Origin of the sequence: Mesorhizobium australicum WSM2073 (assembly GCF_000230995.2) — a bacterium.
GTDB lineage: Bacteria > Pseudomonadota > Alphaproteobacteria > Rhizobiales > Rhizobiaceae > Mesorhizobium > Mesorhizobium australicum.
This window is the reverse complement of sequence record NC_019973.1, coordinates 1,162,364-1,176,782: the sequence shown is the minus strand read 5'-3', so window position 1 is coordinate 1,176,782 and position 14,419 is coordinate 1,162,364. Positions and strand designations below refer to the sequence as shown.

General features: G+C 65.0%; 13 protein-coding genes. 8 read left to right on the top strand and 5 right to left on the bottom strand.

From position 1 onward, the window contains the following. The first annotated feature begins 44 nt into the window (after positions 1–44). The 8 genes from MESAU_RS05560 to MESAU_RS05525 all read left to right on the top strand — a co-directional run bounded on the left by MESAU_RS05560 (position 45) and on the right by MESAU_RS05525 (position 9,226). Positions 45–2,462: a glucan 1,4-alpha-glucosidase gene (locus tag MESAU_RS05560; RefSeq protein WP_015315080.1), complete on the top strand. Its 2,418-nt coding sequence runs from the start codon at positions 45–47 to the stop codon at positions 2,460–2,462. 49 nt (positions 2,463–2,511) lie between these two features. Next, positions 2,512–3,528, top strand: coding sequence for a phosphogluconate dehydrogenase (NAD(+)-dependent, decarboxylating) (gene gnd / locus MESAU_RS05555; protein ID WP_015315079.1), 1,017 nt, complete (start codon positions 2,512–2,514; stop codon positions 3,526–3,528). Positions 3,529–3,550: 22 nt separating this feature from the next. After that, on the top strand, positions 3,551–4,927 hold the full coding sequence (gene zwf / locus MESAU_RS05550) for a glucose-6-phosphate dehydrogenase (RefSeq protein WP_015315078.1): 1,377 nt from the start codon (positions 3,551–3,553) through the stop codon (positions 4,925–4,927). A 14-nt stretch (positions 4,928–4,941) separates the two neighbouring features. Then, a complete protein-coding gene (locus tag MESAU_RS05545) occupies positions 4,942–5,646 on the top strand; it encodes an ROK family protein (protein ID WP_015315077.1) in 705 nt (234 codons plus the stop codon). Between the two features lie 189 nt (positions 5,647–5,835). After that, on the top strand, positions 5,836–6,318 hold the full coding sequence (locus MESAU_RS05540; RefSeq protein ID WP_015315076.1) for a Ros/MucR family transcriptional regulator: 483 nt from the start codon (positions 5,836–5,838) through the stop codon (positions 6,316–6,318). A 125-nt stretch (positions 6,319–6,443) separates the two neighbouring features. Next, entirely contained in the window at positions 6,444–7,544 is a 1,101-nt protein-coding gene (locus tag MESAU_RS05535) for an aminotransferase class I/II-fold pyridoxal phosphate-dependent enzyme (protein WP_015315075.1), read from the top strand. Between the two features lie 158 nt (positions 7,545–7,702). Next, complete coding sequence (locus MESAU_RS05530) at positions 7,703–8,941, top strand: MFS transporter (RefSeq protein WP_015315074.1); 1,239 nt, start codon at positions 7,703–7,705, stop codon at positions 8,939–8,941. A 15-nt stretch (positions 8,942–8,956) separates the two neighbouring features. After that, positions 8,957–9,226, top strand: a complete 270-nt coding sequence (locus MESAU_RS05525; RefSeq protein ID WP_051041236.1) for a hypothetical protein — start codon at positions 8,957–8,959, stop codon at positions 9,224–9,226. 37 nt (positions 9,227–9,263) lie between these two features. Here the strand turns inward: MESAU_RS05525 and MESAU_RS05520 are convergent, their stop codons facing one another. From MESAU_RS05520 to MESAU_RS05500, 5 genes are all read right to left on the bottom strand, one after another. Continuing rightward, entirely contained in the window at positions 9,264–9,980 is a 717-nt protein-coding gene (locus MESAU_RS05520; RefSeq protein ID WP_015315072.1) for a glutamine amidotransferase, read from the bottom strand. Positions 9,981–9,994: 14 nt separating this feature from the next. Further along, entirely contained in the window at positions 9,995–10,474 is a 480-nt protein-coding gene (locus MESAU_RS05515; protein WP_015315071.1) for a tellurite resistance TerB family protein, read from the bottom strand. Between the two features lie 36 nt (positions 10,475–10,510). Continuing rightward, positions 10,511–12,103: a heme biosynthesis protein HemY gene (locus MESAU_RS05510; protein ID WP_015315070.1), complete on the bottom strand. Its 1,593-nt coding sequence runs from the start codon at positions 12,101–12,103 to the stop codon at positions 10,511–10,513. Between the two features lie 10 nt (positions 12,104–12,113). Then, complete coding sequence (locus tag MESAU_RS05505; protein ID WP_015315069.1) at positions 12,114–13,592, bottom strand: COG4223 family protein; 1,479 nt, start codon at positions 13,590–13,592, stop codon at positions 12,114–12,116. Between the two features lie 109 nt (positions 13,593–13,701). Beyond that, positions 13,702–14,418: a uroporphyrinogen-III synthase gene (locus MESAU_RS05500; protein WP_015315068.1), complete on the bottom strand. Its 717-nt coding sequence runs from the start codon at positions 14,416–14,418 to the stop codon at positions 13,702–13,704. Position 14,419: the final 1 nt, after the last annotated feature.

Genomic DNA, 14,419 nt, shown 5'->3' with positions numbered 1-14,419 from the left:
CTTCGTTTGATGGCTAGGCATGCGGGCCAGGAGAGCGAACAAGCATGGCAGTGACGCCGATTGTGCCGCCGGGCGCGCCGGGAATTCCCGCGCGCTGGACCTCAAGCGCCAAGAGCGGAGTCGGCTCGGCGCTTTCGCCGTCCAGCCGCGTCTGGTTCACCACCAGCCACGGCATCCTGAACGAGGTGTACTATCCGCGCGTCGACAGCGCCTGCACGCGCGACCTCGGCCTGATCGTCACCGGCATGGATGGCTATTTCTCCGAGGAGAAGCGCGATGCCTCGCACGGCATAGAGCCGTTCGAGGACGGCGTGCCCGCCTACAGGCTGGTCAATACAGCCGACGACGGCGCCTACCGGATCGAGAAGCGCATCGTGGCCGATCCGGCGCGACCGACCTTGCTGCAGGAAATCACCTTCAGTCCGCTCAAGGGCTCCGCGGCCGACTACCGCGTCTACGCGCTTCTGGCGCCGCATCTGGTCAATGCCGGCATGGGCAACACCGCCTGGATCGGCGAGTACCAGGGAAAACCCGTCCTGTTTGCCTCGGGGCGCGGCACCTGCCTGGCGCTGGCCTCGTCCCTGCCCTGGCGGGATTGCTCGGCCGGCTATGTCGGCTTCTCCGACGGCTGGCAGCAACTCAACAGCGCCGGCAAGCTCGATACGGCTTGCCGGCGTGCCGAGGACGGCAATGTCGCGCTGACCGGCGAGATCGGCTTCACCGCCGCCAACACAAAAACCATGCTGGCGCTGGGTTTTGGGACGACACCGGACGAAGCCGCCGAAAACGCCTTCGCCAGCCTGAAGCGGGGTTTTGAACCGGCGGCGAAATCCTACGTCGAACAATGGCGCGAATGGCAGGCGGGGCTGCTGCCACTGGACCGCCACGCGGTCCCCGGAGTGAACAGCTACCGCGTCTCCACCGCGGTGCTGGCCACCCACCGGTCGTCGGCAATGCCCGGCGCGGCGGTGGCCAGCCTGTCGATCCCATGGGGATTCAACAAGGGCGACGATGATCTCGGCGGCTATCATCTTGTCTGGCCACGCGACCTGGTCGAAACAGCGGGCGGCTTTCTCGCCGCCGGCGATGCCGCCTCGGCACTGCGGATCCTGGAATATCTCCGCTCCATCCAGCAGCCGGACGGCCATTGGCCGCAGAACGCCTGGCTCGACGGCTCCGCCTATTGGCCCGGCATCCAGATGGACGAATGCGCCTTTCCCTTGCTGCTGGTGGATGCCCTGCATCGCGCTGGCCACTTGCCGCGTGCCAGGCTGAAGGCCTTCCTGCCGATGATCGAGCGCGCCGCCTCCTATGTCGTGCGCAATGGTCCGGTCACTGGCGAGGACCGCTGGGAAGAAGACGCCGGCTACAGCCCGTTCACGATGGCCGTCGAGATCGCGGCACTGCTTGCCGGCGCCGACCTGCTCGATGCCTGCGGCAAAGCGGCGGAGGCGGCCTACCTGCGCGAAACAGCCGACTGCTGGAACGACCAGGTCGAGCGCTGGAGCTATGTCAGCGGCACCGCCATCTGCAAGGCCGTCGGCGTCGGCGGCTATTACGTCCGCATTGCGCCGCCAGACGACCCCGAAGCCGGCTCGCCGAAGGACGGCTATGTCCCGATCAAGAACCGGCCACCAGGCGACACCGACCGACCGGCCGAGGAAATCGTCAGCCCTGACGCGCTGGCCCTGGTGCGCTTTGGCCTGAGAGCCGCCGACGATCCGCGCATCGTCGACACCGTCAAGATCATCGACGCGCAGCTGCGCTGCGAACTGCCGCAAGGGCCGCTCTGGTACCGCTATAACAGCGACGGCTATGGCGAGCACGAGGATGGCACGCCCTTCGACGGCACCGGCCAGGGCCGGCCGTGGCCCCTGCTGGCCGGCGAAAGGGCGCATTACGAGCTGGCCGCCGGGCGCAAGGACAAGGCGGCCAGCTTGCTCGATGCGCTGGAGCGGTCGGCCGGGCCTGGCGGCCTGCTGCCCGAACAGGTGTGGGACGGCGCCGATATTCCTGAACGCGAGCTTCTGCATGGCAAGCCATCGGGGAGCGCCATGCCACTGGTCTGGGCGCATTCCGAACACATCAAGCTGCTGCGCTCGCTACGCGACGGCGCCGTCTTCGATATGCCGCCGCAAGGCGTGAAGCGCTACATCCAGGACAAGACCGTATCGTCGTTCAGGGCATGGCGCTTCAACAACAAGATCCGCGCACTGCCCGAGGGCAAGACATTGCGCGTCGAGCTGCTGACGGCGGCCACCATCCACTGGAGCACGGACAATTGGGCAACCGCCCACGACAGCCGGACAGCGGAAAACGCTTTCGGCCTTCATCTTGTCGATCTGCCCACGGCCAGCCTCCCCAACGGAAGCACGCTGATCTTCACTTTTTTCTGGCCCGGAACCGGCGATTGGGAGAATGTCGACTTCTCCGTCATGTCAGGCGCGCAGGACAGCCAGTAGATCCTTCCTCGACAACCCCAGAAAATCTCTAGGAAACAGGGACGAAACCATGCAGATCGGAATGATGGGACTGGGCCGGATGGGCGCCAACATGGTGCGGCGGCTGATGCGCGACGGCCACGAATGCGTCGTCTATGACATCAACCCGGCCAGCGTCGCGGCGCTTGTGAGCGACGGCGCCTTGGGGGCGGCATCCCTGGAGGAATTCGTCGGCAAGCTGGCCAAGCCGCGCTGTGTCTGGCTGATGCTGCCGGCGGCGATCACCGGCAGGATCATCGATCAGGTCGCGGCGCTGATGGAGCCTGGCGACATCGTCATCGACGGCGGCAATTCGTATTATCACGACGCCGTCGACCAGGCCGCGAAACTGGCCACCAAGGGCATGCATCTTGTCGATGTCGGCACCAGTGGCGGCGTCTGGGGGCTGGAGCGCGGCTACTGCCTGATGATCGGGGGTCCCGACGTGGCCGTGCAGCACCTCGATTCGGTCTTTGCCACGCTGGCGCCTGGCGCTGATGCCGGCGCGCCAACCCCGGACAAGACCGCCGGCACCGCGCCCTATGGCTACCTGCATTGCGGACCGAGCGGCGCCGGCCATTTCGTCAAGATGGTGCACAACGGCATCGAATACGGCGTCATGGCCGCCTATGCCGAAGGCATGAACATCCTGAAGTCGGCCAATGCCGGCAAACGGCAGCGGACGGCGGACGCCGAGACAAGCCCGCTAGAAAACCCGCAATACTACCAGTTCGACATCGACCTTCCGCAGGTGGCCGAGGTGTGGCGGCATGGCAGCGTCATCGGCTCCTGGCTGCTCGATCTCACCGCCGGCGCGCTGAAGAGCGATCCGGGTCTGGCGCAATTCGGCGGCCGGGTCTCGGATTCCGGCGAGGGCCGCTGGACGCTGAAGGCGGCGGTCGACACCGGCGTGCCGGCACCGGTGCTGTCGTCGGCCCTGTTCGACCGCTTCTCCTCGCAAGGCGAATCCGAATTCGCCGACAAGCTGTTGTCCGCCATGCGCTATGCCTTTGGCGGGCACATCGAAAAGCCGAAGGGCGGCAAGTGACGGCGACAGGGGAGACGCACGCATGAGCCAGGAACGGTCCGATACGCTGGTGCTCTTCGGAGCGACCGGCGACCTCGCCCACAAGAAGATATTTCCAGCGCTTTACCAGATGGTCGCCAAGGGCACGCTCACCGAACCGGTGATCGGCGTCGCCTTCGACGCCTGGGATTTGAAGCAGTTGCAGGACCGCGCCCGCGACGGCATCGTCCATGCCCTGGGCGCCGTCGATGAGACGGTCTTCGCCAAGTTCGCGTCGCTGCTGCGCTATGTCAGCGGCGACTATCGCGATCCCACAACCTTCGAGAAGCTGAAGACGGCACTCGGCAGCGCCCAGCGGCCGCTGCATTACATGGCGGTGCCGCCGTCCATGTTCGAGACCGTCGTGCAAGGGCTGGAGCAATCCGGCACCGCGCACGGCGCGCGGCTGATGGTCGAAAAGCCGTTCGGCCACGATCTGCAGTCGGCGCGCTGGCTGAACCGAGTGCTGCACCTGGTGTTCGACGAACAGTCGATCTTCCGCATCGACCACTATCTCGGCAAGGAGGCGATCCAGAACCTGCTCTATTTCCGCTTCGCCAACTCCCTGCTGGAGCCGATCTGGAACCGCAATTACGTCGAGAGCGTGCAGATCACCATGGCGGAGGATTTCGGCGTCGAGGGGCGCGGGCGGTTCTATGACGATGTTGGCGCCATCCGCGACGTCATCGAGAACCATCTGCTCAACATCCTGCTGCTCCTGGCCATGGAGCCGCCGGTCGGCCGCTCCGCCGACGACCTGATCGACGAGAAGGTGCAGGTGTTGCGCGCCATCCGGACATTGACGAAAGACGATGTCGTGCGCGGCCAGTTCACCGGCTATCTCGCCGAGCCCGGCGTGGCGCCGAACTCGCCGGTCGAGACCTTCGCGGCGGTACGCTTTTTCGTCGACACCTGGCGCTGGCAGGACGTGCCGTTCTTCATCCGCGCCGGCAAGAACATGCCGGTGCATGTCACCGAGGTGGTGGTGCGGCTGAAACGGCCGCCGCTCGACGTCTTCGACCCGATCAAGCCCGCCGACCAGAACTACGTCCGCTTCCGCATCGACCCGCAGGTGATGATCGCCATCGGCGCCCAGCGCAAGGCGCCGGGCGACGACATGATCGGCGAGCAGGTGGAACTCACCGCGCTCGACGATTCCAAGGGCGACATGCCGCCCTATGAACGGCTGATCGGCGACGCCATGAACGGCAACGGCCAGCTCTTCACCCGCCAGGACGCCGCCGAACTCGCCTGGCGCATCGTCGGTCCGGTGCTCGGCGACACCACGCCGCCGCATCTTTACGAACCGAGGACGTGGGGGCCAGCGGACGCCATGGCCGGCTTCGGGCCGCCCAACGGCTGGATCGACCCGGTCGCATGAGTGGAGGGGACGAGATGGCCAAGGTGGTTAAGAAGGCTGCGTCGGACACCGGGCAGGTAGTCCTTTCGATCGATATTGGCGGGTCGCACGTCAAGATCCTGACCAGCGACGGTGGCACCGAGCGCCGCACCGATTCCGGGCCTGACCTGACGCCAAGGCAGATGATCGACAAGGTGAAGAAGCTCGCCGACGGCCTGTCCTATGACGTCATTTCGATGGGCTATCCGGGCCCCGTGCGTCAAAACAAGCCGGTGCTCGATCCCATGAATCTCGGCAAGGGCTGGGCCGGCTTCGATTTCACCGCTGAGTTCGGCAAGCCGGTCAAGGTGGTCAATGACGCGCTGATGCAGGCCCTCGGCAGCTATGAGGGCGGGCGCATGCTGTTCCTCGGCCTCGGAACCGGCCTCGGTGCCGCGATGGTCCTCGACAATGTCGGCCAGCCGATGGAACTCGCCCACCTTCCCTACAGAAAAGGCCAGAGTTTCGAGGACTATGTCGGTGAACGTGGCCTCGTAAAGCGCGGCAAGAAGAAGTGGCGCGGTCATGTCTTCGACGTCGTCAACCGGCTGCGCGCCGCCCTGCAGCCAGACTATGTCGTCATCGGCGGCGGCAATGTCGACAAGCTGGACGAATTGCCCCCCGACTCCAGGCGCGGTGACAACACACGCGCCTTTGAAGGCGGATTTCGTCTGTGGCGCGACAAGGCCCTGATCGTCTGATATTGTTACAACTTAGTATAGTTGTTCAAAATGCCGTGTTATGTCCCGGCGATAGATTGCATTGTGCAGATTTGCCGACTAGGAAGTCAGCCCCACTATATCGCGTCGCGCGCGACACACGAAGACGACCCACTTTAATTTTGCGCATCATCCTTTTTGAAAACGGCCCCATTTTCGAGGTTATGCGCCATGGATGGAGGAAATAGATTGACCGACGAAAACAGCCACGCCAGCAAGACACTCGACCTTCTCGAGCTGACGGCCCATATCGTATCGGCCTATGTCGAGAAGAATCGCCTGCCTGCGTCCGGCCTTCCCGAGCTGATCGCCAGCGTCAGCGCCTCGATCAGCGGGCTCGGCCAGCCGGTCGCCCCGGTGGCGGCACCGCTGGTCCCGGCCGTCAACCCGAAGAAGTCGGTGACGCCGGATTTCATCATCTGCCTCGAGGACGGCAAGAAATTCAAATCGCTGAAGCGTCATCTCGGCGTGCATTTCGGCCTGACGCCGGACGCCTATCGCGCCAAATGGGGCCTGCCTTCCGACTATCCGATGGTTGCCCCCAACTACGCGGCTTCGCGCTCCGAACTGGCGAAGTCGATCGGCCTCGGCCGCAAGGCCGCCGTGGTCGCCGCCGTCAAAGGCAAGGGCCGAAAGGCCAAAGTCTCGGCCTGAGGCGATTTGGACGCTGAGCCAATTGTTAGGACGACTGGAATAGAAGCCTGCCGGCGAATTCGCCTTGGCAGGCTTCGTGCTTTTGTGGCTTGGATACCCTGGGACAAGACGATCTGGGGGAAGCCATGAATTACACCAGGATGGTGATCGAGAGAGAAGCGCCGGAGGAGTACGGTTACGACCGCATCCGTTACAACCTCTCCGAAAGTTCGATCGCCGATCAGAAACTCTCCGACATCGGCCTCTCGCTGCCTGATCTGACCCTCTTCTATGGCGAGCATCGCGGCGACAAGGAATTGCGCGCGCTGATCGCCGCGCAGGATGCCGGCATCGCGCCCGACGATGTGCTGGTCACGGCCGGTGCGGCCGGCGCGTTGTTCATCATCTCCACCTCGCTGCTCTCCGCCAGCGATCACCTCGTCGTCATCAGGCCCAACTACGCCACCAACATCGAAACGCCGCGGGCGATCGGCTGCGCCATCAGCTTTGTCGACCTCGCCTTCGACGAAGGCTTCGCCATCGACGTCGAGCGCGTCAGGGCCGCGATGCGGCCGAACACGAAGCTGATCAGCGTTACTTGCCCGCACAATCCGACCGGCACCATGATGAGCCGTGCCGAATTGGACGCGCTGGTCGCGCTCGCCGAGACCAGCGGCTGCTATCTGCTGGTCGACGAAACCTATCGCGATCTCTCCTATGGCAGGCGCCTGCCTTTGGCGGCCTCGCTGAGCAAAAAAGCCATCAGCGTCTCGTCGCTGTCGAAAGCCTTCGGCATTCCCGGCATCCGCATCGGCTGGCTGATCACCAGGGATGCGGCCCTTCAGGAGACATTTCTGGCCGCCAAGGAGCAGATCGGCATCTGCGGCAGCGTCATCGACGAAGGCATAGCGCGCGGCATGCTGGAAGGCCGGGACGCTTTCCTGGCAAAGCTGCAGCCCGAAATGGCCAGGCGCCGGGACATCGTCCAGGCCTGGATCGACCGCGAGCCGCTGGTCGACTGGGTGCGGCCCGAAGGCGGTGTCGTCGGTTTCCCGCGCCTCGATGTCGAACCCGGCTTCGACCTCGATCGCTTCTATGTCAGGCTGCTGGAAGATCACGGCACCTATGTCGGGCCCGGCCACTGGTTCGAAATGGAAAAGCGCTTCTTCCGCGTCGGCTTCGGCTGGCCGAGGGAGGCCGAGTTGAAAGGCGGGCTGGACGCGATTTCAGCTGCGCTGCGGCAGTAACTTCCGCGTGCTATCGGTGGTGCGGATCGAAAGTCCCTTGATCCGGATCTGATTTTAAAGCATATCCGCCCCGAACTTTACCAAGTTCCATTGGTCGAACAGCGCCCATTCGGGAAGTGCCCCGCGAGCCGATGCCCACCGCAACGGGGCCTCACTTCATGATACCAGAACAAACCTTGCCGGAGCAGCGCTATGCCGCTTTCCGGCACAGAGCCTTCCTCAGCTACTGGACGGCGCGCTTTCTCACCACTTTCGCGACCATGATCGTTTCGGTGGCCGTCGGCTGGCAGGTCTATGATCTGACGCGCGATCCGTTCGATCTTGGCATTGTCGGCATCGTCCAGTTCCTGCCGTCGCTGCTTCTGGTGCTGGTTACAGGTGTCGTCGCCGACCGTTTCGGCCGCCGGCTCATCATGACCTTGGCGACCTTGGTCGAAGGCGCCTGCGCGCTGGCTCTGCTGTTTTTGACCCTGCGCGGCCTTACAACCCCGCTCCCGATCTTCGCCGTGCTGGTCATGTTCGGCATTGCCCGCGCCTTCTACGGGCCGGCTTCGTCCTCCCTGTTCGCCAATCTCGTGCCGCAGCGCGATTTCGCCAATGCCATCGCCTGGAACTCCTCCGCCTGGCAGACCGCGACGATTGTCGGCCCGGTCGCCGGCGGCTTGCTCTATGGCGTGTCGGCGGAAGTGGCCTATGCGACGGCCGCAGTCCTGATGCTCGCCGCCGCGTTGCTGATCTTCACCATTCCCAAGCCCGCGCAACAGACCGCCACCGACAAGCCGACAATGGAGACGCTGTTTGCCGGCTTCCGCTACATCTGGAGCGAGAAGATCGTGCTTGGCGCCATCTCGCTCGACCTCTTCGCCGTGCTTCTGTCCGGCGCCTCGGCGCTGCTGCCGGTCTATGCGCGTGACATCCTCCAACTTGGCCCCTGGGGCCTCGGCCTGCTGCGTTCGGCGCCTGGGATCGGCGCCATCTGCGTCGCCGTCTGGCTTGCGGGCCATCCGATCCGCGACCGTGCCGGCAAGATCATGCTGAGCTTCGTGGCGGCGTTCGGCGCCTGCACTGTGCTGTTCGGCCTGTCGACGCTCACCTGGCTCTCGATTGTGGCACTTGCCCTGCTCGGAGCCACCGACATGTTCAGTGTCTACATCAGGGAGACGCTGATCCAGCTGTGGACGCCCGACGAGGTGCGCGGCCGCGTCAACGCCGTCAACCAGGTCTTCGTCGGTGCCTCCAACGAGGTCGGCGAATTTCGCGCCGGCACCATGGCGGCGCTGATCGGCACGGTTCCGGCGGTGGTCATCGGCGGCATCGGCGCCGTCGCGGTTGCCGGCCTGTGGGCCTATCTGTTCCCGGCGCTGCGCAAGGTGAGGCACCTCAAAGGACGAAACTGACGGGGCAGCGAATCTATGCTAAGCCGCCGCCGAACCAACCAAAGGACAACACAAGTGAGCGAACCGACCGTGGCCGAAGCGACCGAAAATATCTACGCGTCGCTCAGGGCGGACAATGCCGACATCGACGCCCATATCGCGACGCTCAAGGCAGCGCTGGCGCGAGAGGGGATAAAACAGGCGGTGTTCGATCCTGCCAAATTGGCGCAGAGCAACCGCTCGGGCCGCAAGTTGATGCAGGCTTATTTTCGGCAGCGCGGCGTGAGCGTAACGTTTTCGGACTAGTTTTTAGGCGTCGGCGGTTCAGAGCACCGGCCCGGCACTACCGCGCCACAGGCTCGCCAAAAATCGTGCGCAAAAACTCGTCGAGCCAGCGCTTCAAATGCATGTCCCAGATCAGCCGGCCGCCGAGATGGTCGCGGCCGGGCTGCGCACCGGGCAGCTCGAAGCGGTGGGCGCCGCGCACCACCCAGCGCTGCATCATCACTCGGGTCAGTTCGCCGTGGAACTGGATGCCCCAGGCATTATCGCCATAGCGGAAGGCCTGGTTGGGATAGGTCTCGTTCGTGGCCAGCAGCGTCGCGTCGCTCGGCAGCGAAAAGCCTTCACGATGGAACTGGTAGACCATCTCTGGCCAGTGCATCAGTTTCTTGCCGGCCTCGGTCGCTTTCAGGGGATACCAGCCGATCTCGACCAGCCCTTCGCCATGGCCCTCGACCTTGCCGCCGAGATGATTGGCCAGCATCTGCGCCCCAAGACAGATGCCGAGCAGTGGCCGGTTCTCCCTGAGTGGAATCTGCAGCCAGTTGGTCTCGCGACGAACGAACTCGTCCTCGTCATTGGCGCTCATCGGACCGCCGAAGACGACTGTGCCGGCGTGGCCATCCAGCGTTTCCGGCAAGGCGTCGCCGAGCGGCGGGCGGCGGATGTCGAGATCGAAGCCCTCTTCGAGCAGCATGTGGCCGACGCGCCCGGGGCTCGAATTCTCCTGATGCAGCACGATCAGGACTTTTGGTTTCGACCTCGTCTGGCGCGGCATGGACGGCGAAAATCCTATTCGTCCGAGGATGTTCCAGTGGCGCCCGGAGCGTGCGCCGCCGCCTTGCGGCGCGCCTCGACGCGGTCGTGGCGTTCGACGCCGATCAGCTCGGCGACACGCCACACCGTGTTGTCCTCCAGCTCATGCAGCTCGCCATCGGCATAAACGATCTCCCACATCAGGCCGATGAACGCCTTGCGCCCCTCCGCGTCGAGGTGGCGCTTGAGCACGCTGGTGAAGGCGTAGAGGTCGATTGCCTCGTTGTCGGCCCGCTCGCCGGCGGCGGCGAGTGCTTCGAGTTCGGCGCCGCTGATCGAATAGCTTTGCGCCAGCACCGCCTTGAACCGCTCCCATTCGACATCCTGGCGCACGCCGTCGGCATTCATCACGTGATAGAGCAGCGCCGAGGCCGCGACGCGCGGATCGTCCGTGCTGGCATGGCTGCCGGAGCCAGCCGGCAAATCCCTGAGAAACGACAGAACGCGCTCGAACATCAATTCATTCCCAAACGGCCCAACGGCCTGCCCAAATCAAAACAGCCGGAACCGGCGTGTCGACTTTTCCGCCTCGTCGTCCGGATCGACGCCTGGATCGTCCGGCAGCCGCGCCAGTTCTTCCGCCGGCTCGACCGCCTCGGCGTCGGCTGGCACCGCGGCAAAGGCGGCGGCCGTGACCGGTGTGACATGATCCTCGCGGCTTTCGGCGTCCTTGCGCGTCGCCTCGTCGCCCGGTGCGGCGTGATCGATCACCTCGACCGGCCTTTCCGGCCTGCCCGGCGCCTCGATGGCCACTGCCGGGGCGTCCGGCTCATCGTGGCTGTCGATCAGACGGCCAAGCCGCTCCATCGGCGCGCGCCACTCGAAGGCGTCGAGCCGGCCGGTGACCGGCGAGACCGGCGCCCAGCGCTCGGAGATGACGCCGTCGGCGACCCAGGCCGGATCGCGCGGGGCTCGCACCGCCTTGGACAGCAGCTGCCGCACCTTGCCCTGGTCGCCGGTCTCGGCCTCCTCAATGTCGGCGAGCAGCAGATAGGCGCCCTCGCGTCGGTCCATCCGGATCGCGGCCTCTGCCTCGCGGCGGGCGGTTGAAAAATCCTGCGCGTCGAGCGCGGCACGCGCCACCGTCATTGACGATTCAGCGTGGTTCTTCTTCATCTCCTGCAGCTTCTTTGCCCGGTTGAGCCGATCGAGCACGGCGTCACCCGGCCTTGCATGGGTGTAGAGCTCGGCAATCTCGGGATGCGGGTCGGCCTTCCACGCTGCTTCGAGGATCTTCGAACCCTTGCGCACGTCGTTCTGCTTGAACAGCGCCGCGGCGGCGGCAACGGCGGCGGGGGCAAAATCCGGCTGCAATCTGTTGGCCTCGATCGCCGCTGTTCTGGCAGCCGCGGGATCGCTGTCGGCGAGCGACTGCGCCTTGGCGGTCAACAGCACGGCGCGGCGGCGGTTGGCGGCGTCACGCTCGATCTGCCGCGTCGACTTTTGCGCGTCGACCAGTTTCAGCGCGCCATCCCAGTCGCCGCGCGCGGTCAGTTCCTCCAGCGTCGATTCGGCCGCCCAGGCCAGTTGCGGCGCTACTGCGGCGGCACGGCCGGCATAGTGCCGGGCGGCGTTGCGGTCGCCCAGGCGTTCGGCTTCCAGGTAAAGCCCACGCAGGCCAAGCAGCCGCATTTCGGGATCGTCGAGCATGCTCTCGAATTTTTGGCGCGCGCCTTCATGGTCGCCTTCGAGCAGCGATGCCTGTGCCTCGAGCAGATGGATCAGCGGCTCCTGGTCGGAGCGGATCAGCTTGGCCGCTTCCTTGGTCTTCTTGCGGGCCAGCGCCCCGTCGCCGGCGCCGGCGGCGATCATGCCGGTCGACAGCGCCTGATAGCCACGGTCGCGGCGGCGCACGCGAAAATAGCGGGAGATGGTGTAGGGACTGTTCCACAGCGACTTGATGAGCCACCAGACAATCATCACCGCGGCGACGACAGCGACGACGGCAACCGCCGCCACCATCAGGCTCACCTGGTACTGATAGCCGTTGAAGGTGACGACCATGTCACCCGGCCGATCGGCCAGCCAGGCAAAGCCCAGCCCGAGCGCGAAGACGACGATGAGGAAGGCGAGCAGGCGGATCATCGTGTTGCCCTCATGCCTTCATCGCGCCGGAGATCAGCGCGTCGACCTGGGTTTCGACCTCGATGCGCGCCTTCAGTTTGCCGGCAAAGTCGGCGCCCGCTGCCTTCGCGGCTTCCGGCAGCGTGTCATATTCGCTGAGTGCCTTGGCATAGTCGCCCTGCGTGACCGCAGCCTCCATGCGCGCCACGGTTTCCGGTGCGCCGGGGCCTTCGACGGCACCGATCGGCCGGACCTTGACCAGCGATTCAGCGCTCGACATCAGGTTCTGAAGGAAGCCGGCATTCTGATCGACCGGCGTGGCGGCGGCGACCATGGCATTGGCGGCGGCGTCCATCCGCGAGGCGATCTCGGTACGGGTCGGCACGCCCTTTTCCGCATAGGGCCGCAAGGTCGCGAGTTCGGGCGCATCAGGCGAAATCGCGGCCAGCGTATCGAGTTCGGCTGAAAACGGCGCGCCGCGATCGAGCGCCGCCTTCAGCGCCGAGGCAGCGATGGCGAGTGCGATCTTTGGCTGGGACGCCTGCGCATCGACCTTGCCGGAAAGCTGCGACACCGACTGCTCCAGCGCGGAGAGACGGCCTTCCTGTGCCTTCGCCGCCTCGCCCGTCGACTTCACCAGCGCATCGAGACCCGCCAGCTTTTCGTTGAGCGGGCCGAGATCGACAGGCGCCGCGCTGCCGGCTTTGCCGAGGGCCGCCACCGTGGTTTCGATCTGCTTGACTTTGTCGCCCATCGCGGCAAGCCCGGCATTGTCGCCCGCGCCCCCCTGTTCGACCGCCGATTTCAGCGCCGCGACATCGCTCTTGACCTGATCCAGCGCCGACGACAGGCCGTCGACCTTGGCCGATGCACCGCCGCTGCCGCCGGCTTCCCTCATATCCGCGATTTCGCTTTTCAACGAGGCGATCTCGCCATTGACGCCGTCGAGCGAGACACCGGGAGCGGCACCCGGCGCACCGAGCAGGCCGGCAAATTGCAGGCCACCGGCCCCGACCAGGGCGATGACACCACCGATGACGCCGGCGGCGATGCCGTTGAGGCCGCCCCGCTTCGGCTGCGTGACCATCGGTTCGCTCCTTGCGTCGGTTTTACCGGAAGCCGCCTTGGTCTCCGCGGTTTTGGCGGTTGCATCCTCGAAATTGTAGTCGGAAGCCTTGGCGCGGTTGGGGGGTGTATCCGAACCGGGATAAAGCATTTCCGGCTCAGTGGATTTGGCCTCGGCTTGCGATGGCGCGTGGGTGCCAGGCTGCCCGGCGGCTGCATCGCCATGCTCCCAAGGTTCGAGATCCGCCTGATCGGCATGTACCGGCTCGTCCGGCGGCTCTGGCCGCGAGGCGTTCGCCGCTTCCTCGGCCTTCGCCTCATCGGTCTGGGCGGTATTCTTGGCGGCATCCTCGTCGACGATGCGTGAGACGGCGCCCGGATCGAGATCGATGGTCACCGGCTCGCGGCGGCCTTTCGAGTGTCGCATCTTCGGCGTCTTGACCATGCAGGGGCTCCGCAAATTCGCTTCGTCTCAACGCCTGGCGGCGCGTGATGGTTCAGAAAGGGTCTAGCACATCACCAAGCGGTGAAAAGGGGCGGTGTGATGACGCGGGTCAGGGCCGTGCCCGCAAAAGTGCCAGCAGCGCCTCCTCGTCGGGCCGCGCGGCAACGTGCATTGCTTTGCCGGTGCCGTCGCCGAAAGCGGCGGCAATGCGCGCGGAAAGAGCAAAAAAACGGGTCTTTTCAAAGGCCTGCTGCAAGGTAAGTCGCCTGGCCAGTGTCTGCATTTCGGCAGCGGCCATGGCCGAATAGAGCAGCACCGCATCGACGGATTGACCGGATATCAGAGGAAGGATCGCTTCGTCCGAATAGCTCACCGCAAGCGTGTCATAAGTCTCGACGGCATGGACCTGGGCGTGAGCTGCTTCCAGCTTCTGCTCGAAGGCGGGAAATCGCACGCGCCCGCAGAGATAGACGATTGTTTTGCCGGAAAACGCGATTGCCATGCCGTCGGCCAGCGCCTCGGCATCGCCGGGCCCCTCGTTGACCGAGAGAAAGCCGGCTTTGCGCGCGGCCTCCGCGGTCCTCCTGCCGACAGCATGACAAGGCAGATTGGACAGCACCGCAATCAGATCTCTGGGGGCGTGGCGCACCGCATTAGCGCTGGTGATGGCGACGACTGCCACGTCTTCCGGAATCGCCTTGGCATCGACCGGCAACGCCATCGTCTCCGTCAAGGGCAGAAGAAGAGGCTCAAAACCCATCTCCTCCAGCTTTCGCGCGGTGCGCGACGCACCCGGCTCCGGTCTGGTGACCAGCACGCGGAGCATC